We start from the raw sequence: 22,788 nt of genomic DNA, 5'->3' as shown, positions 1-22,788 counted from the left end.
TAATTATTTACCCGGTTAATATCAAATCAAGTGTTATATATGTAATTAAGCGGCAGTATGATCGTGAGGTGTATGTATAAATTTTTTATTGGCACCTTTTAATTTAAATAGTAACAATAACATGGTAAAAAATATCAGCGGCAATTTTAATGCAGCGCTAAAAAGTTTCCTGTTAAAGAACTCTCCGGGTATAGCAACAACAATACCAATATAGCAGCAAAGTGTTGCGATAAGCCATAGCTGCCAGTGCGGACCTACGCCAGTAAGCAGGAAGGAAATCAGTAGCATAAAAGGCATCAGTCCCAGCATCAATACCCGTGGTAATATGGACATTTGATATATCTCATTGAAATAATCGAAATTTCCGTGTAAAAAGAGTTGACCAAATCCACTGCTGCCATATTTACGTAGCAGATTGAACTGAGCAGATAACCATCTTTTGCGTTGCTTTTTAAATACTTCAGGATTACTCACCTTTTCATCATAAACCAAAGCTTTTTCGGCATACGCCACGCTTATTTTTTGCCGGGTGAGTATTAATCCCATCTCCTTGTCAAAACCTCCCACAGCGTCTATTTTAGCCATGGTTTCTTTAAATAGCTGATATTCCAATGCCATTCCCGAACCAATTATAGCTGCCGATAGTTTAAATACCCACTGCGACTTCCTGAAAATGTGATTGTTAACCTCTTCGCTTATAGCATCCAGCACAGCTACCTGGGTGTTGGTGTTTTTGGCTATACGATGCCCCTGTATCACTCGTTCGCCGGTTTGTAACCAGTTATTGATCTGGTGCAGATAGTCAGGTGCAGCAACGTTATCGATGTCAAAAACTATAGCTGCATCAAAACCTTCGGCTGTGTTTTCAATAGCTTTATTCAATGCTTTCGACTTTGTGCTATTCTCAAAAAAAACCTCTAAAACCTGCAAAGGCATTTGTTTTAACTTTGCAATGGTTTCTGGTTGAAGTGAGTCGGCTATGATACAAACGTGGAACAGGTCTTTGGGATAATCAATAGTTAAGGCACTTGCGGCAGAGTTTAATAAAATCTCATCTTCTTTATAAGCACAGATATAAATTACAAACCGACTTAACGAAGAAGCAACTGGTGGCTGCTTAATGGGTATTAATTTCCCCGCAACTGAGAAAATAAATAGATAAATGCTGTATACACCCAGGTATATAAAAAGCACATCCATAATTATCGTTGCTATTAGCTTTATAATATCCATGTTTGTTATCTAAGAGGCGTTATATATAAGTTAGCTATTAAGCTTTCTATCTAAATTTAATGCCAATAAGTTTTTGATCTCCAAAATCCGGTGCTCCCAGGTGTTTTCTGCAGCGACCGCAAGTCTTTTTTGCTGCAGGTCGGGAGTGTCATTTAGGGCTGCATCCAAAGCGGCTGAAAACTCAATAGCATTGCTGCAGTAGGTTACAGTGTCGCTTGTAAACTCGCGCAGATCAATATTAAAATCGGTTGACACTACAGGCCGTCCAGAGCCCAGATACTCAAATAGTTTTAGTGGGAATATAGCATTACTTACTTCATCCTTTTTGAATGGAATAATAGCCACATCAAAACCTTTTAAAACGGCTGGCATCTCCTCATAAGGTACCGCGCCCTTTAAAGATATGTTAGGTGCTTTGAAGATGGGATGGCTTAAATAGTCGATATCAACAGGGCCCACAAAAACAAAGTTCTTATCTGGGTTTTGCTGTAGCACTTCGGCAAGCAGATCGTAATCAATACGTCGTTCTATATTTCCAAAATACCCGATCACCGGTTTTTTGATGTCCGATAGAATATCAGCCACGGGCAATTGTGGATCAAGCGCTTTTTGGCTGTGCGCTATGTTTGCCGCGTTGGGAATAAAAAAGGAGTTACCGTTTAGTTTTTTCTTGCTGTCTCTTAATTGTTTACTGGTACAAATCACCAGATCAACACTTTTTACTACCATATCCTCAGATATCAGTCCATGCCTGACCTGGTATTCTTCAACCAAAGGATCAACGCAGTGATAAACGGTTAATACTGGCTTTATCAATTGATGAAAAGTGGGATAGGTATAGTTATAAGAATTGATGTAGATATAATCCTTAATATTCAGGTTCTTAATCACCTTCCTGAGTCTTTTTGCCACAATACTCTCATTGAATTTGACCGCTGTACGATACAGAGCGCCTTCAGGCAACATATTAATGGAAGGTACCGGGGGCGAAATAATGATTTTGAGGTTCGGAATATCGGTTTGAATATAACTGTTGGCTGATGAAAAAAAATGTGGTTTACGTATCTTATACTCTTTGGTGTCTCTAAACTTGATATAATCCTTCCAGGTAAAAGGGCGGTCTACATAATACACATAATTGTCTTTGGCCAGGTGTTTGGCCATGGTATAATTAGTCGACTCCAGGCGGCCGTCAAACTGCATTTGCGAAAATATAATGATATGCCTGTTTTTCAACTCCATGATTAGTCTTGCTTCAACTCCTTTTTTCGCAGTTTTTGATACAATATGCCTAACAATTCCATGAGTTCAATGTACCCCAGTTTAAAAATATCCCCGATCTTGAATTCCAAATGTTTTTTAAGGGCCCAATAACCAAATATCGCTCCAGAAAAAAACGTGAATATAGAAGCAATAGCCACGCCATAAAGACTATGAAAGATGAATATCCCCGCGAAATCCCCGGCAACATTTACAGCCAGCATAATAAATACTTTGATCATGTTTAACTGCGGTTTACCAATGATATCAAGTGTTATCCCAAAAAATCTATCAATAGGTAACAGCATTACAAAACACATGAATATGCGAAAGATGTTACCAGCATCCGAATGTTGGTATTTACCACCAAAAAGTAGCCCAATGATCAGATCAGCAGCTATGAACGAAACTATAGCGACAGGTATCAGTGCTATAGTAAGCATACCCGCATACTTTTTCATGATGTAGGATACATACTGTTTATCTTCACGGTGAACCGCTGCTGACATCACAGGCAAGGCTGTAGCAATAAAGGCCCTTAGCGGTATCTCAAATATCTCCATAAGGCGCTGGGGGATATAATAAACAGCCAGCAATTCGGATGGAAACATCATTTTAATGATGAAGGTATCTGAACTGCGTAACAGGTAGGAACTGATGGAAGTACCCACGCTAAATTTACCAAAGTGTGTCAGCTCTTTGATCGATGCCCAGCTTTTGCTGCTGATGGTTTTTACCTTTGACCAGCCTATAATTATGGTGATCACACTGCTCAGAATGTTGTTAATAAGATAACTATATAGTGCATTTTGAAAACTGGCCCGATGAAAAATGATGAGCAGCAGTATCAGTATAAAAAAGCCTCCCTGGTTTACCAGTTGCAATAGAAACAATTTATCAAAGCGTTCCTCAGCCTGTAATGTCCACATGGCTATAGCCGAAGGGAGTGTGCAAAGAAATATGGCACTGAACCACTTGATGATCATGAACATATTCGGATTATTACCGAAGTAGAAAAAGTACATCAACAGATTTCCTATGCCAAATGCCAGTACGATCATAAAGCCGAGGTACCAGGCCGAACCTGCTATGTTAGCCGCTCTTATTTTATCGGTGCCCGCGTAAAATTTGATGAGCGATGTTTGCATAAACCCGGTACGAAAGGTATCAGCCAGGGTAAATACGATCAGGAAAAAGATATAATCGCCAAAATCAGCTTTGGAAAGGTAGCGGGCCATCAGCGATAGTATGGCCATGCCCAACACGGGCATAATAGCGTTGCTGGCTAAAGAGAGCGTATGTTTATTGATCACCTTTTTAAGAAAGCCCATGTATTATTTGTTACGCTTTTTCCCAGCTGTTAGTTGTGAAGTTGTATCTCTTGATCACCCTTGCCGGGTTTCCAACCGCTACACTATATTCGGGTATATCCTTAGTAACCACACTGCCGGCGCCAATAATGGCATGCTTACCAATGGTAACACCAGCTGTTACCACACTATTGGCTCCTATCCAAACATTATCAGCAATGGAGATCTGTTTGGTAGTTACTTTTTGTAAGCGCGGTGGCGTAGTGATATCTTCATAACCATGGTTAAGCCCGGAAAGCACAATATTTTGGGCAAGCATCACGTAATTGCCCAGGTTTACCGGGCCTATCAATACATTACTGATGCCAATGCCACAATTATCCCCTATAATAACATCACCAACGCCATTGTTGATAGTGGCAAAATCTTCAATAATACTGTTGTTACCCAGGGAGAAGTTGTTGAAGGGAAATATGTCCAACCGGACTTTAAACCTTACAACCGATCTTTTGCCTCGTTTATGAAAAAATGGATTAACAAACCAGCGCACCCATAACCTGGGTTTAGCTTCGCCACTGCGCACAATTAACCAGTGCACAAAGCGCTTTAAACCAGGGTTTGACTTTATTGTTGATACTAACGCCATTTACTTAACTCCATTTTTGTAATTTGTGTTCATTCAGAGGTGGTCGGGTTATAATTTTTGACTGTTCGTCATTATCCAAACGCATACACGCTACTATGATAGCGATGGCCAAATAAAACAGGACGTTACTTGGATATTGTACCAATGCCTGCTGTGGAAAATTACCGATATTGAAAGCAAAAATGATCAATATCATGGCCATACAGTAGTTTTTGAGCTCCGGGTTTTTGATCTTGTAATAGTAGTTAATGCCGTTATAAAGGGCGATGAATATTAATGTGCAAAAAAGAATCAACCCGATCCAGCCCATCTCAACTGCGACACGTACGTAGCCACTATCCGGAGGGAATTTTGATAATTCAGAATTTGGTGAGAACCGGCGCCCCCAAACACCAACAGAACCAAGTCCACCACCAATAGGATGCGACAAAATGTAAGGTTTTATCCGTTTTTGGTTCTCTGCCCTGACATTGTATGATGGATCGTCAGAAGGGTTAAATGCTGTCTGGAATCGTTTGATCAATGGGTTTGAAGTAGGCATTACTATTAAAAAGCCAAGCATTAAACCTGCTGTAACAGCAAATAACATCACCTTTTTATTGAAATTTAGTACGGCGAGCATGAGGAGTGATGCTGGTACAAGCACATAAGCGGCCCGGGTGCCCGAATAAAGCATCACAAAAAGAAAAAACGCAGCCATAAAGCCCAGTGCCATTTTTTTACGTAAACTATGGTTACCCATAATTAAAGCGATGCAAAGCAAAGCGGCAACAACCATGTTATATGAAAAAGTAACCGGATCTGCGAAAATACCGAATTTACGCATATGCCCGTTGATAAAAAGCAGGCTCACCCGTAAAGGATCCGCGTACAAATATTTTTTTTCGAATCCAAAAAAGCCAAAGTTTTCCTGTTGAAATGCTGATATCGCAGCAATACAGGAAAAAGCAAGCCATAGTTTCAGCAAAAACTTTATAAAATCAACAGATCTGATGTGATAAACAAATACAAAGTACATCATCATGATGAAACCAACAGTACGTACAGTATATACCCAGGCAAGCCTTGATGTAGCCCAGGGGTTTATTACCTCAATAAAATTATATGCCAGCCAGATGAGAATAATATAACTAATAGGATTCTTAAAGCGCGACCAATCATGCTCTCTCTTTTGTTTGATGAAAAATCCAAGGATCAACAAATACGTTATTGCATCGAGCAGTATGCCTATCGGAGCTGTTTCCGGAACTATCTCTGAAACATAATTTATAAAAAATGAGACGAAAATAAGGATCGCTATTCCGAATTTAGGATAGGCTACAATGCCATATAATATGGGAATGCCAACAAGTAGTATTAAAACTATGCCGCCGCCAATTATCCCGAATTTAAATACGATATAGCTAAAGAACAGCGAAGCTAACAGCAATAACAATATCACCACTTTGTTGGATAGCTTTTGTATTAACATGCTTTTCCAAAGTGATGGCTTTGTTTCATTACTATTGTTGATACTATTCAGCATTTGCTGTTATTATAGGTTTTAAAAAAATAGAATTTTAATTACCCAGGCAAATGATCCAATAAAAGCGACAACGATAGCAGCCTTACGCGTTTTTTTTTGCAGGGAACTTAAATTCTCAAATGGGTCAAGTTCCTGTTTCTTTGGTTCCAACCTCATAGCTATGGTAGTTTTACATCAATACTAACCTCTACCGAAAGGCTTTAGTTTATGATGCTGATTCTTTTTTCTGATTGAAATCGGTTTTGTTAAGTACCCACCCCGCGAATTTATGATTAAGGCCTCGCAGATAGGCTATATCCGGCTTTTGGCTGTTAGTGATGCTTTTACCCGATTCGAAAACTGCAAGGGTTTTATTGGCGAACAATAACCACTCCTTTGATTTATTTAAAGAGGTTAATGGAGCAGTATCAATAATGATAATATCATACTTTGACTTAAAATCATCAAAACGATTTTTCACAAAGGTTTCATCTCCAATTTCAAATAAGGTAACATCTCCGCCATGATTTCCAAGTACAGTAGCTGTACTGCTATTCACTACATGTGCATTAAGCGGGTTATTTTTAAAGTAATCCTCAACATATACACCAGGCAAGGCTGTTTTACTAACGGTAGAGTTATCAAAATTCCCGTCAATCAATAATACCTTTTTATTGATCATGGAATAAGAGTAAGCTAAACTAATAGCCAATAAGGTTTTACCCTCTGTTGCATTTAAACTGGTTATAGCAATAACTTTGTCTCCCTGTAACTCCTGGTCAATTTCAAACCGCACCGATCTGATCAATTCTTTAAATTGCTTCATTTTATCCCGGTGTTCTACATCCCAAAGTTTTTTCAGGTCGATATTTTCGCCTTTAATGCGGTTCAGATAGCCCAATAAAGGTAATTGTGTTTTATTAACCAGATCTGACGGATCCTGAATGCTTTTATCCAAATAAAACAGTACAAATAGTACCAATAAACAAGCAAACACACTTAATATAACACTCAGAGCAATAAGGAATATTTTTTTTGATGGTTGTGCCACATCGGGAGTAGCAATTTCAACCTGTCTCAGATTGATTGAGAAGTTAGACTTTAGGTTAGTTTCGTTATACCTGTTTAAAACGTCGAGATATTCCTTGCCGGCAATATCAATATCAAAATCATAGGTTTTTACTGTAGCGTCAAATGGTACCAGGCGTGAGAATTTTGCATTAAGGCTGGCCAGCTCATTATCAATTGATTTTACGCTGTATTTGGCCAGGTCTCTTGATATTTCGAGGGTTAGTTTTTGGTGGATCAGATCATCCTTGGCTACCAAAGGATTAGTAAGATACTTATCTGACGATTGGTTTACCTGGGCAGTAAGAACATTTTGAACAGAATCTATCGTGTTTTTATAACGAGGATTAAACCCGCTGCGTACATACCTGTCTTCCAGGATATGAAGCTGATCCTGGGTCGCAGTAATAGCCTGGTTATATTTACTTACCGAGGCTTCAACATACTTTCTGTCGCCAGGCTGAAACTTGCTGTTAATAGCATTAATGGCCCCATCGTAAGAGATAATGTCTTTTTCAGCTTGTAACTTTTTGTCGTTATAAACCATGATCTGGCCAAAAATAGCTTTTGATTGCTCATCAAGACTAAGTACGCCGTTCTGTATCTTATATTTCTGTAGTTCTTCTGTTTTTTTGCTTAAAGCGTTCTTTTTTTCTTCGAGGAGTTTTGCTAAGAAATTTACAGCATTTGTTTCATTTTGCCTCACATTTTGAGTGTAGTAGGCTATGAACTGATTACATAGGGTGTTAACTGTGAAAGCGGATAATTGTGGGTTTTCTGAATCAAAACTCACCGAGATAAAATCGCTATCCTCATCACGTGATATGGTAAGCTCTTTCATGATTGAACGCTCATCATATTTCATGGATATGAGGATATCATTTAATTTATCCTCTTCTTTATCATAAAGCGATAAAGGTTCCATGCTTTGGAATTTACTTTTAAATACTACAAGGGCTCTATCACGCTCATAAGAGTGTAGCCCGGTTAATTCCTTACTGAATTTACGGAATGGGGTAGGGTTGCTCAGGTCATGGATCATGAGCTGGTAAGAAACCTGATTGATCAGTTTCTTGAGTTTCATAATAGCAATCAGGTTGCTAAACTCACGAAAAACCTGTTGCTCCTGGGCATTTACATTGTCATCTTTATCAAGCAAGTGCCTCGAGGCATCAACAATACCAGTTGCTATCTGGGCATGGGAAATGTAATTGTTAGGCAGATTTTTAACCAGAAAAAATGAACCAATTATCGTTACCAGCGGGACGATAATAAGAGTGTTTCTATATTTATGTAAAAGTTTAAAAAACTTAGCTATCTCCATTATTATTTAATCTCTTCTAACTTAGTACCCAATAATTCTTCCAGATTGGTTTTCGCTGTAAATGTGGCCAATTCAGCTTGTACTTTAAATGAGTTTTGATTGTAAAGGCTGTTTAATTGTTCGTTATAGATCTGAAAAGTAGTTTCACCTTTCTGAAAGGCGTATTTTAATTGCTTAACAGCACCTTCAGCGTCAAGTACCGCGTTTGATCGTAACCTGAGTTCGGCCTGAGCTTCCAGATAGGCAAAATAAAAGCGTTTTACCTGGGCCTCAAGGCTTAATAAATATTCGCTTTGCTGATACTCTGCTACTTTATACGTCTCTTTAGCCGCATTGGTTGTGGCCGGATTTTTTAGTAGCTGACCTATGTTAAGGGATACGGCTAATTGATAACCTTTAAAAATAGTAGGAGTAGAAAGATTAATAGAATTTTGTGGACTATAGATATAAGATGCCGTTAAACCATCGAGCCATGCGAATTTGGTAGCATTGTAATTGCTTTTGGCTGCGTTAACCTGGCTTTGTCTTAACTTAACTTCCGGGTAGTTTTTCTTTGCAGTTGCTATCAGTTTTTCGAGATATGGGTAGGAGATATCTTTGATAAAAGATTCCTGTGCATATATATTATTTGTAAAAACGATAAGGATTAATAAAAGGGAAAGCTTTATAATATTTTTGTTCATTAGTTTTATACTTTTTCTTTTTGGAATAGTGCAGGTATAGTTCCCATAATAATCCTTAAATCTAACCAAATAGAATATTTCTGAGCATAAAAATTATCTAATTTTTTTCTTTCACGCTCAGACATGTCTTCTTTTCCTCTTTTGCTGATCTGCCAAAGGCCGGTTAAACCTGCCGGACCCAGGAAACGCATTGACCATTCGTTTGAAGTTAACATTTCTGCTTCATAAACTGGTAATGGGCGGTTGCCTACTACAGACATATCACCTACCAGGATGTTAAACAACTGAGGTAATTCATCAAGACTTGAATTGCGTAAAAATTGTCCGAGCTTGGTAATACGTGGGTCGTTCTTGATCTTTACAAACGCGGCTTTATCGGTTCCTGTTTCAGACGCATATTGATTGCTTTCTGTTGATAATTTTGCCAGTAACTGGTCAGCGTCGGTGCGCATCGATCTGAATTTATAAAAATCGAATACTTTATAACCAGTACCAACCCGTTTGCTTCTATAAAACACTGGACCTTTTGAATCCAATTTAATTAGTATAGCAATGATGAGGAATATCGGAGATAACACAAATAACATACTGCAAGATATAAGTAAGTCAATTAAACGCTTACCAAATGGCATCTTATAAGTGGTATCTACTTCTTTAGAAAGCTCCAATAATCTTGGTCTGATCAGTTTAAACGTAACCAGGAAGTTAAGGCGCTCGCGCAGGTTATCGATCAGGAAGGGTACACTATAAAAATCGTGCACTTTTAACTGCATGGCTTTTAATTTAAGGCTTTTATCATCAATTGATGATAAAAGAACGATGATCGATCCATGCAATAAAAAGCTTTTTTTGATCTCCTCCACCATTTTAAAACACTCACCGTTAGCATCAACTTCCATTAAAATAATATCCGGAACAGTTAAAATGGATTGATTACCTAAATACTCTTCAAGCTGGCCAATGGAGTCGTTGTAAGCTACTTTGAAATTCTCATTAAGGCCAGCAAAAACCAACTCTTTTAATGCCTGGCCTGCGTAAGCAATCCTGACATGGGAACCTGAATTTTCGTTCCAATCAGATGTTTGTTGATTCATAAACTTGTAAAAGTTGGTTAATGGCTGTTTTTAACTCGCTGGGCTTAAATGGCTTGTGAATGCAGGCATCAACCTTAAAAGGCATTTTACTTACTTGTTCATCAAGGTCGTGAGCAGCTGAAAGCAATATCACGGGCAGGTCACGATAAAAACCGCTGATCTTGACATTTTTCACAAATGACTGACCATCAAAATAAGGCATTTGAAGATCGGAAATTATTAACTCGGGCATGTTGCCATCCTCAAGCCAGCCAAAGGCGTCGATCCCGTTATTTTTAACAACTATATCATAATCCTTTGAAAGGATAAAGTTGAGTAACTTTAAAATACTTAAATCGTCATCAACAATAAGTAGGGTTTTTTTCATTCCTGAAGATTTATAAAACCTGAATTAATTTAGTTGTAAACATGTTTTAATTGTAAATGATCAGTGCAGTGACCTTTATTAAATTCCTGCGAAAGGATTATTTAGTGGTGAAATGTAAAAGTTAAGCACTAACATTCAATTTGGGATACCTATTCAATTACTATACCGAAAGTGTGCAAATAGTGCCTGCTACGGTTTTGAAAGCCGTTTTATTTGTAAACACACTCATATTATGCTTGTAGAAAGCAATATGGGCGTTGATCCATCTTTTAAACCGTATATCGCTTTTACCCGGGAGTGGATAATTGAGGAATTTATTCCCTGTTAGGGAATAAATTTACTATGAGTTGATGTGATATGTAAGCAATAATTACGCTTTTGTTTTAAAAAGCAAATAGCGTAATTACTTAAGACTTCTCAATAAGCGATAAAATATTGCCGGCAGGATCGTTAAACCAGGCTATGGTTGGACCGCGCTCGTCGCCTTTTAAGATCCCTTTTTCATTGGTTTTGAAATTTTCATCATCGTAAATAATGAATTTTACGCCGAGGTTTGTTAGCTCATCAACCGTTTTTTCAATGTCTTTCACAGTGAAATTAAGTATAGTGAAGGTGGCTGCCTGGTGATTTGGCTTAGGATAAATCAGGATAACGTCATCGTCGTTTAGTTGAAGGTTCAAGAGGTTAGGCATTTCTTTATCATCGTTAATATGGAGACCAAGGGTTTTGCCATAAAACTCTTTTGCCTGGGCTAAATCGTCTACTGAAAAACTACTAAATGCGTTATTATAATCTAACATGACCTTTTGCTTTATTAATTAATAAGTAAATTAATTGATTTTTGTTTGACGGCCTAAAACTTTAACCGGGTAGAACTTCCGCCAGGCAACCATAATCTTTTAAAAAAATAATAAGTTTCCTGGATCCAATAACACCTTTAGTACATTGAATACGTAATATCTTATCACAGTCGTCCAGATCAAAATTTGCATTGTAATGTGTAAACGTTTTGTGGATCTGATTGACCAGTTTATTGGCATACCGACGTGTGCTTACATTGGTTTTAAAAACTTCGACATTCATATTGACTTTCTTAAATACGCTATTGCCTGCTTCAATGGAACCTTGCATAAACACAAGGGACTAGTGATATAACTTAAACAATTATTTCTTCGTCAGTTTGTATCTCAAGTGTGTTGTTAAGTCTGCTGGTATTACCTCCACAATCTGGAGATCATATTTGTCTTTGTCAATGCCGTCAAACAGCCGGATACCACTTCCTAAAAAAACGGGAGCAATGTGAATGAAAAATTCGTCCACAAGACCTGCATTGAGATATTGTTGAATAGTATTGGCACCACCCTGTATTCTTATGTCCTTTCCTTTGGCTGATTGTTTTGCTTTTTCTAATGCGCTTTGTATTCCGTCATTGATGAAATAAAAAGTTGTTGTCCCTTTTTGAACCCAGGGCTCGCGTTCTTCGTGTGTCAGAACATAAACATTTGCCTTAAATATATCTTCTTCCCAATGGACTTCGCCTTCTTCAAACATTCGTTTTCCCATAATGTATGAACCTGTTCTTGCAAGCATATCATCAATTAGTTTACTGTCTGCACCATATTCTTCACCGCCTTCCATATTAATGTGTTTCCAAAATGCCTTTTGTTTAAACATCCACATATGGATGTTTTGTGAAACGCCGCCCATTGGGTTGCTTGGACTTCTGTTATCGCCTGCGAAAAAGCCATCAAGTGATATTCCGCTGTCAAAGATAATTCTGCTCATAATTTTTATTTATTGTTTGTCGAAGTTGATTTTTGTCCTTTGGTTTGATTGTTGGAACTGTCGATGTTTGAGATATATTATTGTTGATCATCGACAGAATCGGCCATCCACTGAACACCAAACTGATCGGTTACCATACCAAAGTAACTGCCGCCCCAGGGCGCTTTATCAAATGGACAAACTACCGTTCCTCCACCGGCTGCAAGCGCATTAAATAATATTCTCGTTTCTTCTACAGTACCCCCGTTAATAGTAAGGTGACAGTTATTACCGCGTTCAAAACCTTCTCCCATTTTACCCGTAGCATCGGTAGCCATGAGTACATTCCCTTTTCCGACTTCGCCAATGGGTAAGGATATATGCATTAGTTTATCTAAATCTTCTTTAGGGGTGTGATCGGCTTCAGGGCTATCCTTGAAACGGATCAGCATGAAAAAATCACCGCCAAAAACAGAGCGGTAGAAATTAAATGCATCTTCGGTATTGCCTGCAAAATTAAGGTAAGGGTTGATGGTATTCATCGAATCGGCCATCCATTGAATGCCAAACTGATCTATCAGCTGACCGAAATAACCGCCCCAGGGCGCTTTATCAAATGGGTAAACAACTTTGCCACCAACAGCAAGGGCGTTAAATAATTTTTCTGTTTCCTCAGGTGTCTCGCCGTTCATGCAGATATAAAAACTGTTGCTTTGAACCAGATCATTAGCCATTTGACCTGAAACATCAGTACCCATCAACGCATTTCCCTTACCCATGGGTAAGGCTACATGCATTAATTTATCCTTATCGGCATCGGGTGTGCGTTCGGCTTCAAAAGTATCTTTATAACGTATTAAGGCCAAAAACTCTCCTCCAAAAACTGATCTGTAAAAGTTAAACGCTTCTTCTGTATTACCGGCGAAATTCAAATAGGGGTTAATTGTTATCATCTTCTGTCTAATTTAAGTATTTGTTGGTCTGTTATTTATGAATTACTGACAGATCAAATTTACCTTCATCAAACAGGATGCGAAAGGGGTGAATACGACAATTAAGGGGCTGATTATGACATAATGCTAATCTCTGGCAACAAAACGGTACAAATAGGGTGCTTTATGAGCCCCTCCAGTCCATTTTTTGGCAAGCCGTTCCAGTATCCCTAAACCCAGCATTTTACGCTGAAATGCGGCACGGATCAGTTTTTTATTTAAAACAGTTTCATAAAGCCGTTGCAGATCGCCCATGGTAAAATTTTCTGACAGGAGATTGAAGCCGATGAGTTTATGATCAAGGTTGGCTTGCAGGGTTTTTAAAGCCTTATCAATGATTTGTCGATGATCCTGCATTAAGGTGGGCAAATTATCCAAACCAAACCAATCACAACTGTCAGATATGCTATCGGGTGTAGGAATAGCTTTGGTAAAATCAACCAAAGCATAATAACCTACAGATACAAACCGCTTTAACAACCAATGGTCTTCGGGGGGCGTAAAGCCACGGGCTTTCATAATGGTTTTAAGGGGTGTAGCATCGTGCCGGCTTTTATCGCCAAATACATAAAACTGCTCCAAAAAAATATTGATAAGCCCGGTACGGCTAAACAAAACGCGGCGGGCGGCTTCGTTAACATCTTCGTCAACATGTACAAAGCCACCGGGGAGTGCATATAAATCTGTATGCTTATAACTCAAGAGCAGAACTTTGAGTTCATCATCATGAAAACCAAAAATAACTGTATCAATAGCCAGGCCTGGTAAAAAGCCTTCGCCGGTAACGTTCATTTCCTGCTTTATAAACTCGTTGTCCATTTATTATTGTAAAAATCAGGAGGCAATTAACAAAAAAATTGATGCTTAATTAAATTTAATTTATTATTGTAACAAAATGATACAATAATATAAATCTATTCATTTTAAGCCAATTAGCAATTATAACCGATATGAAGAAAACATTATTAGCAGTATTGCTGCTTACACAAATTGTTGCTGTAAAAGTGCATGCTCAAACAAGCACCCAGGTAACCACGCAGAATGGGGTAGTGGAAGGTACAAGGGAAGCAGGATCGCCCATTTTGATATTTAAGGGTATCCCTTACGCACAATCTCCCGTAGGTGACCTGCGGTGGAAAGAGCCGCAACCTGCCCAAAATTGGCAGGGGGTATTAAAAGCCGATCATTTTGGGCATAACCCCATGCAGAAGCCCATATTTGGTGATATGGGTTTCCGTTCGGCCGGCATGAGCGAAGATTGTTTGTACCTGAATGTTTGGACGCCTGCTAAAACCAGCAAGGAAAAGCTTCCGGTATTGGTTTATTTTTATGGTGGTGGATTAGCGGCAGGTGATGGATCTGAGCCACGTTATGATGGGGAAAGTATGGCTAAAAAAGGTATTGTGGCACTTACGGTAAATTACAGGTTGGGGATATTTGGTTTTTTTGCCCACCCGGAGCTAACCAAAGAATCACCTAATCATTCCTCCGGGAATTATGGGTATCTTGATCAGCATGCTGCTTTGTTGTGGGTGCAAAAAAATATTGCTGCATTTGGCGGCGACCCTAAACGGGTTACCATTGCCGGTGAATCGGCCGGTTCAATTTCAGTATCGGTACAAATGGCTTCTCCATTATCCAAAGACTTGATAGCAGGTGCCATTGGAGAAAGCGGGGCGGGCATCAATCCAACCCTTTTCCCGATTCCGCTGGCTGAGGGTGAGAAAAAGGGAGCAGATTTTGCAGTACGACTGAAAGCTAATTCCTTAGCTGAACTGAGAGCTTTGCCTGCAAAACAATTACTTGATTCTGTTTTCTCGGCCGGAGCAACCTCGGCTACCATTGATGGTTACTTATTGCCAAAATCCTTACCTGAAATTTTTGAAGCCGGCGAGCAGGCTCATGTACCTCTTTTGGTGGGATGGAACTCTGCGGAAGTACCTTATCAATTTCTGTTCAGAGGTGATACGCCAAGTCTTGAAAATTATACCAAAGTATTAAAACAACTTTACGGCGACCGTGCCGACGAGGCTTTAAAGTTATATCCTGCATCAACAAATGATGAGGTGATCTGGTCGGCAACCGCTTTGTCCAGTGATCGTTTTATAGTTTACAGCACCTGGAAATGGGCTGACCTGCAGGTAAAAACAGGTGGCAAACCAGTGTATCGTTATGAGTTTGCCCGCATACGCCCGGCTATGACGGCTCAAATGGGTAATGCAACACCTGGCCTTGCCGGTGGTGTAGTAAAGGGGGATGCCTCTAAAGCAGCGGCTCCTAAACCTGTGGTTGTAGGCGCTCCGCATGCTTCGGAAATTGAATATGCGATGGGTAACCTGGCCAGTAATAAGGTTTATGCCTGGACACCTGACGATTACAAAGTATCTGCTACTATGGAAAACTACTTTGCCAATTTTATAAAAACGGGTAACCCGAATGGGAATGGTCAGCCTAAATGGGAAGCGATTAAGGATAATGATCATGTGAAATTTATGACTATTAACGTTGTAAGTCAGCTTAAAACCGAAGTAAACCGGGCCCGTTACCTGTTCCTGGATAAGGAATATATGAAGTAATTATTGACTAACTGATGCTTATAGATCCCGGTTACCAATTGGAACCGGGATTTTATTTTTTGTACCGGTTCTTTTTAAATAAGTTAGCGCTTAATATGAGCACTTTTGCCGATAGAATAATTTCCTTTAACCAGCAGCTTGAGTTTGCTGGAGTATTGCCATCTGGCATCAGCATTATGAACCCCTTTAAAGAGAACGGGCCAGCCATGCAGGTTTCTACCCAGTTTTACCGCAAGTATTACAGCGATGACCATCCCCGGCATTTAATATTGGGTATTAACCCGGGCAGGTTTGGCTCTGGTATGACAGGAGTATCATTTACGGATCCAAAAAGAATGATCAATCAATGCCAGATACCTTTTGAAGGCCCAATGACACATGAGCCATCATCAGAATATGTTTACGAAATGATAGGTGCATTTGGGGGCATATCGGAGTTCTATGAGCAGTTTTATATCCATTCTGTTTGTCCGCTGGGTTTTACCATTAGAGGCAGCAATGGAAAGGAAACGAATTACAACTATTATGACACGCCGGCATTACAAAAAGCGGTATACCCCTTTATAGTAGAAAATATACGGAAACAAATAGCCATAGGTTTTGAAACGGATGTTTGTTTTTGCTTTGGAACCGGGAAGAATGAAGCTTTTTTACGAAAACTAAACGATGAGAAACAGTTTTTCAAACAGATCATCGCGTTGGAACATCCAAGGTACATTATGCAATACAAGGCAAGAACAAAACAAGATTATATTGATAAATATATCCGGGAGTTTAATAAAGTTCTTTTGTAAGTGGATAGTATATCACTTGGTAGTGATATACCGATTATGGTCATCAAATTCTTTCCCGGTAGCGTGATAACCGCGTATAAAATCTGCCAGCTGTTTCAGCTCAAAGTCGGTGAGTTCCGTACCACCGGAGTATTGGTAGCTATTATCTGTTCCATCCAGAGTTATGGCGCCGAGATAGCCCTTATCAAATGTCTTAGCGCTATCGGTATCCCGGTATAATTTATAAGTACCAGAATTTGCGGTTTCCGATTGAGCCTTATTTGCATCTACCGGATCAATGGCAATGTTAATAGGAGTGCCATCTTGCTTATTTATCCCGATTGTAACGCCGCTGGTAATCATGATATGTTGATTTAAGTTTATAGACAAAAGGTGTATGGAATTGTTTTGGTAAACTTAAATAAGACATGGGGTGCGTTGCATCATGGTTACCAGTGTAAACCCAAAATATGACGTAAAATTTATATAATTTATTGATTTTCAATTATATAAATAAATTTTAACCATGAAAAGTGTAAACCATGTAAACCATCTTTTGTAACAAAATGTCCAGCATGCTCAGGGATTAGATCCATTGACTTATATTGTAGTAAATGAGGTATGATATCCTGAACCGTTCAGGATATCATACCTCATCATATTTTACTTAGCTACATTAAAAACGATGCTTGCTTTTTCATCAGCAGAGTTACTGCCCAGCACTAATTTGTATTTGCCGGGATATATTTTCCATTGGTGGGTAGCCAGATCCCATTTTTGCAGATCCCGGACAGGTATTTTTAATGTAACCGATCCTTCACTATCTTTTGCCAGGCTAATGCGTTTAAAGCTTTTTAATTCCTTAATAGGCATCCTTTCAAGCTTAGGGTATTCTACGTAAGCTTGAACAACCTCATCACCATTCATTTTACCGGTATTTTTTACATTAACTGTTACGGATAGCGTGTCTGCCTTTTTGTAGGAGTTTTTTAGTTTGCTATCCAAGGTATAAGCAAATGATGTATAGCTTAAGCCAAATCCGAACGGATACTGAACCGGGCCGTCGTAATACCTATAGGTACGGCCTTTCATATTGTAATCCTGGTAATCGGGCAGATTGCTCATATCCTTATAGAATGTAAGCGGTAGGTGGCCCGAAGGGGAAACATCGCCAAATACCAGATCGGCCAGGGCATTACCACCTTGTTCGCCAGGGTACCAGGCAAATATAACCGCATCAACATAAGGTTCTATGGCAGAAACATCTACATCACTACCAGCTGTAATCACAGCAATAATCGGCTTGGTTTTAACACCTTTTCTCAACGCTTTTATAAATGCGATCTCGCTGGCAGGCAAACTCAGATCTTTTTTGTCGCCACCGCTGTTTGATAAAAACGCGTCACCGGCTTCACCTTCTAATACCGGCGATAACCCGATAACCGCGATGGTGACATCGGCATTGCCGGCAGCCCAGGTCCCGCCGAAATGAGTGGTATCCTTGTAATCACACCCCAGGTCATATTCAACCCTGGTTGATTTACTGACTGCAGCGGTGATTCCTTCTACAAAGTTTATTACCTTACTGCTTGTGCCATGATAATTAGCTACCATAGCATCAAGAGATGCCGCGTTGGGGCCCACAACCATAATACTGGATACATTGGCTTTGCTCAATGGTAAAATATTCTTGTCGTTTTTAAGTAACACCATACTTTGCTGGGCTACTTTACGGGCAAGAGCTATATGCTGGGTATTATGAATACTATCTACACCATAACCATGATAAGGATTGAGTGTCGGATCGTCGTAAAAGCCAAGTTTAAATTCAGTACCTAAAATGGGACCTAATGCCACATCCACATCTTTCTCGGTCAGTAGCTTTTGCTGAATGGCTTTCAGCCCGTCGTTCTGCAAGATGGATGAACAATCCAGATTAACACCGGCTTTTAAAGCTGCCGCAGCAACCTCAACGGCTGTTGGTAAAGTTTTATGGGTCAGATAAACATCATCAAGCGCACCGCAATCGGTAACTACATGTCCTTTAAAGCCCCATTCCTTACGTAAAATATCGGTAAGTAATACTTTGTTGATAGAATTGGGTACACCATTCACCCTGTTATAAGCGCTCATTACCGATTCTACTCCGGCACCTACCAGCTCGTGGAAAGCATATAAATAGGTTTCGCGCAGGTCTTTTTCATCTACCTTAGCGTCAAAACGATCACGGTCTGCTTCGGGGCCGCTATGAACGGCGAAGTGCTTGGCGGTAGCGGAAGCTTTTAAGTAGCGTGGATCATCGCCCTGTAAACCCTTAACAAATGCCGATCCCATACGGCCGGTTAAAAATGGATCCTCACCATAAGTTTCCTGCCCACGGCCCCAGCGTGGATCGCGGAAGATGTTGATATTGGGTGTCCAGAAGGTAAGCCCCATATATTGCAGATGCCTGTCCTGAGCTATAGCCAGGTTATATTTGGCACGAGCTTCTGTTGATATGGCCGTCGACACCTGTTTTAAAAGATCATCATTGAACGTTGCGGACATGCCTATGGCCTGTGGAAATATAGTAGCTTCTCCGGCACGGGCCACCCCATGCAGGGCTTCATTCCACCAGTTATATGCTGGTATACCTAAGCGGGGTACTGCCTGGCTGCGATAACCCAGAAGGGATATTTTTTCTTCCAGTGTGAGTTTGGATAATAGATCTTTTACTCTTACCTCAATCGATTGCGAAGCGTCTTTATAAAAAAGTTTTTGTTGCGCTTTGGTAGCAACACTAATAAACAATATAGCCATTATAACGACTGACGATCTGGTAAGATTTTTTATGGTTGGAGCCATTTTTTTGCAATTACTTTTTGAGTTTAATATTAAGGTTAATTCCATATGTATGAGTAGGAGGTAAGCTTGCGCCTTCGATACCTGCGTATTTAATATCGGGCGAGAAGCCCGATTCAGGATCGATATTATCTGAATGTTTCATAATTGTCCAAAGATTACGACCCACTAAAGATACGGTTATACCTTCAAAAGGAGAACTTCTTAAAAGACCTTTTGAAAAAGTGTATCCAAGGGTAACCTGTCGCAATTTAATAAAACTACCATCCAGAACATTTAATGCCGATATATTTCGCGCCAAAGCCTGGTAGTAATTTTCAGCCGGTACAGATACCGTATTCTTAGCCCCTGAAAGCGTTACACCATCACCAACAACACCATCTTCACGACCGATAAGCGTTAGTTTGTTCAGTCCCCTGTAAATGCTGTTGTAGTTAGTGGCTGATAATATTTTATTTCCATACCTGTAATCGATCAGGAAAGAAAGGTTTAGGTTTTTGTACGTAAAATTATTGTTAAAGCCGCCATAAATTTTAGGCACTGCGCTTCCCATCGGCACACGCGGCCCCGCTAAAGGTAGACCATTGGCATCAAATACGATCTGTCCGCTGGCATTACGCAGATAATCATTCGCCATGATCTGTGGCCCGGGTAAACCTTTAACTAATGCTGTGGTTGCATTCAGAGGCCGGTAAGTTCCAAAGCTGATATTTGAGGATTGGGTAGTCCCATCGGTTTGGAGTATCTTATTTTGTACGTAGGTAAAATTAAAAGAGGGAGCCCAGACAAAATTGATTGTTTTAAATGGGGTTCCGTTTAATTCAATTTCAATACCGCTATTTTGAGTTGAACCCGTACCAATAAACCGCGTTGCAAAGCCTGATGATATATCCAGATCACCCTTAATTATTTCATTTCTTGTTTTTCGATGAAAAAAAGCAGCGTCTAAACCTAAGCGGCCATTCAGAAATTTAAGATCGATACCAACTTCGGTTTCGGTTAAGGTATAAGGTTTTAAAAATAAATTAGGAAGAGTACTAGAAAAGCCAGCCGCAGGAACACCATTAACAGAATTATTAATGGTATAATATTGGGATGTAATATAAGTGTCGGAAGGTTCTCCGCTGGTTTGGGCGTACGAAACGCGGAGTTTGCCAAAATCAAGTGCAGGAATATGTGTAAGCTCTGAAAATATAAAACTTGCTGATACTGATGGAGTAAATATACCACGATGCCCTGCAGGTAGGGTCGAGTAAGCATCAAACCTACCGGTATTGTTAATGGTCAGGTATTTTTTGATCGAAAAATCAGCAGTATAATAGGCCGAATGCGTTTCACTGCTCTTATAACTGTAAGTACTGTTTTTTACAGTTAAATTCTCATAACTATAAAAATAGGGAATAATAAAAGGGCCTCCAAAAAGCTTGGTATATTCATAACTATTTTTACGTAAGCTTGCCCCACCTGATATATCAAAATTAAGCAGATTTTTGACGATGTCGTGTTTTGCACCAATTAGTATATCTGTATTTAATTCAGATCGTTGCGTTTCTGATTGTTCGTCAATATCACCGGCTCCCCCAGGGCTGAAAGCAGTACCAGTAGGTATGATCGATAATCTTTTATCATATAAAACATCGTTACCTAGCCTTGCCTGTACATAAAGCCAGTTATTAAAATTGTACTTTGTTGCTATAGCAGCAATAAGTCGTTGACGACTGATATTATTAACGAATTTATTTACAGCGAAATAAGGATTAGTTACAAAAGAGTCATTATTCCAACGTAGTTCTGAACCATCGGCATTTGTTCCAGGGGCTAGCGCGGCCTGGTTTTCATTAGCGGCAAGGTATTCTATATTGTTGGCATTCATCGGCCCATCGCTTAAGTTTGGTTTAAGATTTGATGATTCCTGAATATAATTGGCCACAATATTAAAGCTGAGTTTTGCAGATACATTTTGGTTAGCGGTTAGATTTACAGTTTTACGAGATAAACCGCTACTACGAACAATAGAGTTGTTACTAAGATTTGAGAGCGAAAGCCTGAATCCTCCATTCTCGCCACCTCCGCTAAATGCTATGGTATTGGTATTGGACGAACCGGTACGGTAAAATTTACTGATGTTGTCATTTACGGCGGAGTAAGGGTAATATTTACCATCAAACTGAATAGTTGGTTTACCATCCAGCTTTTCGCCCCATCCTAAATTACCTGTTGATATCGCACCATTAACATTTTGTGGTCGCAGGCCATTCTCGCCCTGTCCATAAACTGTTTGATAATCTAAGGTATTAACTGCTTTATCTATTTGATAATTACTGTTTATTTCGACTCCAAATCCGGAATTTTTTTTACTGCTTTTTGTAGTGATCAAAATAACTCCATTGGCAGCTCTGGCCCCATATAATGCTGAAGCGGATTGTCCTTTTAAAACAGTCAAACTTTCCACATCGTCGGGGTTAATATTGCTAATGCCATCACCAAAATCAGCACCTCCCCATTCATTAGCAGTACCCCTTTGTGTATTATCAATAGGTATACCATTGATGATGAACAGGGGTGAGGCTGCACCAAAACTGGTTACCCCTCTTAATAATATCCGGGCGGATGAACCCGGTCCTCCATTTACGCCACTGATACTTAAACCTGCAACCCGGCCTTCAAGTGAATAGGCAATATTGGTTTCTTTTGCTTTATCAAGCAGATCACCACTAATAGTGCTCACAGAATAGCCAACCTTTTTTTCATCTTTTTTTATACCAAGCGCGGTTACAACCACTTCATTAAGTACATTGCTAACTGATAATTGTATATCACATGGGGCGGATCCTGATACCTTTACCTCTTTTGTCTGATAACCTACATAACTGATCCTTAAGATGGAATTTTCCGGAGCTTCAAATGAGAAAAAGCCATCTGTTCCCGTTGGGGTGCCTGCGGTTGAGCCTTTTACCATGACCGTGGCGCCAGTTAAAGGTTCACCTTTTTCACCGGTTACATGACCGCTTATCTTAATTACATTAATGATTTCAGTAGTAGGGGCTATAACTACGAGGTGGTTGGCCAGTTCGGTATATGCAAAACCAGAATTCAGTAAAATTTTATCTAATACTTTTATAACCTCTTCATTCTGCACATCTATGGTTACCTTTTTCATTACCGGTACCTTACGTTCGCTATAAACAAAGTGATAACTACTCTGGTGTTCAATTATTGATAAAACCTTCCGAAAATCCGCCGATTGCTGATTGATGGTTACGCGTGTTTGGGCATGAGAGCTTAAGATCAGAAAATTAAAGAATATTATTAAAGTACAAGTTAATTTCATTTATCAATAAGGACTTTATAGT

At 39.5% G+C, this 22,788-nt stretch carries 19 protein-coding genes; 2 read left to right on the top strand and 17 right to left on the bottom strand.

The window, feature by feature from the left end:
* Positions 1-45 precede the first annotated feature (45 nt).
* The 14 genes from AC57BQ_RS08835 to AC57BQ_RS08770 all read right to left on the bottom strand — a co-directional run bounded on the left by AC57BQ_RS08835 (position 46) and on the right by AC57BQ_RS08770 (position 14,064).
* On the bottom strand, positions 46-1,233 hold the full coding sequence (locus AC57BQ_RS08835; RefSeq protein ID WP_496405923.1) for a glycosyltransferase family 2 protein: 1,188 nt from the start codon (positions 1,231-1,233) through the stop codon (positions 46-48).
* A gap of 30 nt (positions 1,234-1,263) precedes the next feature.
* The gene (locus AC57BQ_RS08830) at positions 1,264-2,475 is read right to left on the bottom strand and encodes a glycosyltransferase (protein WP_496405922.1); all 1,212 of its coding nucleotides are present in this window, start codon (positions 2,473-2,475) and stop codon (positions 1,264-1,266) included.
* A 2-nt stretch (positions 2,476-2,477) separates the two neighbouring features.
* Positions 2,478-3,824, bottom strand: a complete 1,347-nt coding sequence (locus AC57BQ_RS08825) for a lipopolysaccharide biosynthesis protein (protein WP_496405921.1) — start codon at positions 3,822-3,824, stop codon at positions 2,478-2,480.
* Positions 3,825-3,834: 10 nt separating this feature from the next.
* On the bottom strand, positions 3,835-4,449 hold the full coding sequence (locus tag AC57BQ_RS08820; RefSeq protein ID WP_496405920.1) for an acyltransferase: 615 nt from the start codon (positions 4,447-4,449) through the stop codon (positions 3,835-3,837).
* 4 nt (positions 4,450-4,453) lie between these two features.
* Positions 4,454-5,974, bottom strand: coding sequence for an O-antigen ligase family protein (locus tag AC57BQ_RS08815; RefSeq protein ID WP_496405919.1), 1,521 nt, complete (start codon positions 5,972-5,974; stop codon positions 4,454-4,456).
* Between the two features lie 205 nt (positions 5,975-6,179).
* A complete protein-coding gene (locus AC57BQ_RS08810; protein ID WP_496405918.1) occupies positions 6,180-8,345 on the bottom strand; it encodes an exopolysaccharide transport family protein in 2,166 nt (721 codons plus the stop codon).
* Positions 8,346-8,347: 2 nt separating this feature from the next.
* Positions 8,348-9,028, bottom strand: coding sequence for a TolC family protein (locus AC57BQ_RS08805; RefSeq protein ID WP_496405917.1), 681 nt, complete (start codon positions 9,026-9,028; stop codon positions 8,348-8,350).
* Positions 9,029-9,033: 5 nt separating this feature from the next.
* Entirely contained in the window at positions 9,034-10,122 is a 1,089-nt protein-coding gene (locus AC57BQ_RS08800) for a sugar transferase (RefSeq protein WP_496405916.1), read from the bottom strand.
* The gene (locus tag AC57BQ_RS08795; RefSeq protein WP_090467906.1) at positions 10,103-10,489 is read right to left on the bottom strand and encodes a response regulator; all 387 of its coding nucleotides are present in this window, start codon (positions 10,487-10,489) and stop codon (positions 10,103-10,105) included. The genes AC57BQ_RS08800 and AC57BQ_RS08795 overlap by 20 nt, the downstream gene beginning before the upstream one ends.
* A gap of 407 nt (positions 10,490-10,896) precedes the next feature.
* Positions 10,897-11,289 (bottom strand): VOC family protein, encoded by a 393-nt coding sequence (locus AC57BQ_RS08790; protein WP_496405915.1) that lies wholly within the window; start codon positions 11,287-11,289, stop codon positions 10,897-10,899.
* Positions 11,290-11,350: 61 nt separating this feature from the next.
* The gene (locus tag AC57BQ_RS08785) at positions 11,351-11,572 is read right to left on the bottom strand and encodes a hypothetical protein (RefSeq protein WP_496405914.1); all 222 of its coding nucleotides are present in this window, start codon (positions 11,570-11,572) and stop codon (positions 11,351-11,353) included.
* A gap of 81 nt (positions 11,573-11,653) precedes the next feature.
* Positions 11,654-12,274: a dihydrofolate reductase family protein gene (locus tag AC57BQ_RS08780; protein ID WP_496405913.1), complete on the bottom strand. Its 621-nt coding sequence runs from the start codon at positions 12,272-12,274 to the stop codon at positions 11,654-11,656.
* 77 nt (positions 12,275-12,351) lie between these two features.
* A complete protein-coding gene (locus AC57BQ_RS08775) occupies positions 12,352-13,206 on the bottom strand; it encodes a VOC family protein (RefSeq protein ID WP_496405912.1) in 855 nt (284 codons plus the stop codon).
* 126 nt (positions 13,207-13,332) lie between these two features.
* Positions 13,333-14,064 carry an NUDIX hydrolase gene (locus tag AC57BQ_RS08770; RefSeq protein WP_496405911.1) on the bottom strand — a complete coding sequence of 244 codons (732 nt, stop codon included), beginning with the start codon at positions 14,062-14,064 and terminating at the stop codon, positions 13,333-13,335.
* 131 nt (positions 14,065-14,195) lie between these two features.
* Between AC57BQ_RS08770 and AC57BQ_RS08765 the strand changes: the two genes are divergently transcribed.
* Both AC57BQ_RS08765 and AC57BQ_RS08760 read left to right on the top strand, forming a co-directional pair.
* Positions 14,196-15,821 (top strand): carboxylesterase/lipase family protein, encoded by a 1,626-nt coding sequence (locus tag AC57BQ_RS08765; RefSeq protein WP_496405910.1) that lies wholly within the window; start codon positions 14,196-14,198, stop codon positions 15,819-15,821.
* A gap of 14 nt (positions 15,822-15,835) precedes the next feature.
* Positions 15,836-16,615, top strand: a complete 780-nt coding sequence (locus AC57BQ_RS08760; protein ID WP_496405909.1) for a uracil-DNA glycosylase family protein — start codon at positions 15,836-15,838, stop codon at positions 16,613-16,615.
* Between the two features lie 12 nt (positions 16,616-16,627).
* On the opposite strand, the gene AC57BQ_RS08755 is transcribed toward AC57BQ_RS08760, so the two are convergent.
* From AC57BQ_RS08755 to AC57BQ_RS08745, 3 genes are all read right to left on the bottom strand, one after another.
* Entirely contained in the window at positions 16,628-16,957 is a 330-nt protein-coding gene (locus AC57BQ_RS08755; RefSeq protein ID WP_496405908.1) for a hypothetical protein, read from the bottom strand.
* 300 nt (positions 16,958-17,257) lie between these two features.
* Entirely contained in the window at positions 17,258-19,438 is a 2,181-nt protein-coding gene (locus tag AC57BQ_RS08750; RefSeq protein ID WP_496405907.1) for a glycoside hydrolase family 3 N-terminal domain-containing protein, read from the bottom strand.
* A 10-nt stretch (positions 19,439-19,448) separates the two neighbouring features.
* The gene (locus AC57BQ_RS08745) at positions 19,449-22,766 is read right to left on the bottom strand and encodes a SusC/RagA family TonB-linked outer membrane protein (protein WP_496405906.1); all 3,318 of its coding nucleotides are present in this window, start codon (positions 22,764-22,766) and stop codon (positions 19,449-19,451) included.
* Between the last annotated feature and the right edge of the window lie 22 nt (positions 22,767-22,788).

The organism is Mucilaginibacter sp. BGA-UO-ETr-C110 (genome assembly GCF_059567985.1).
This window is presented reverse-complemented; position numbering and strand designations above follow the sequence as displayed.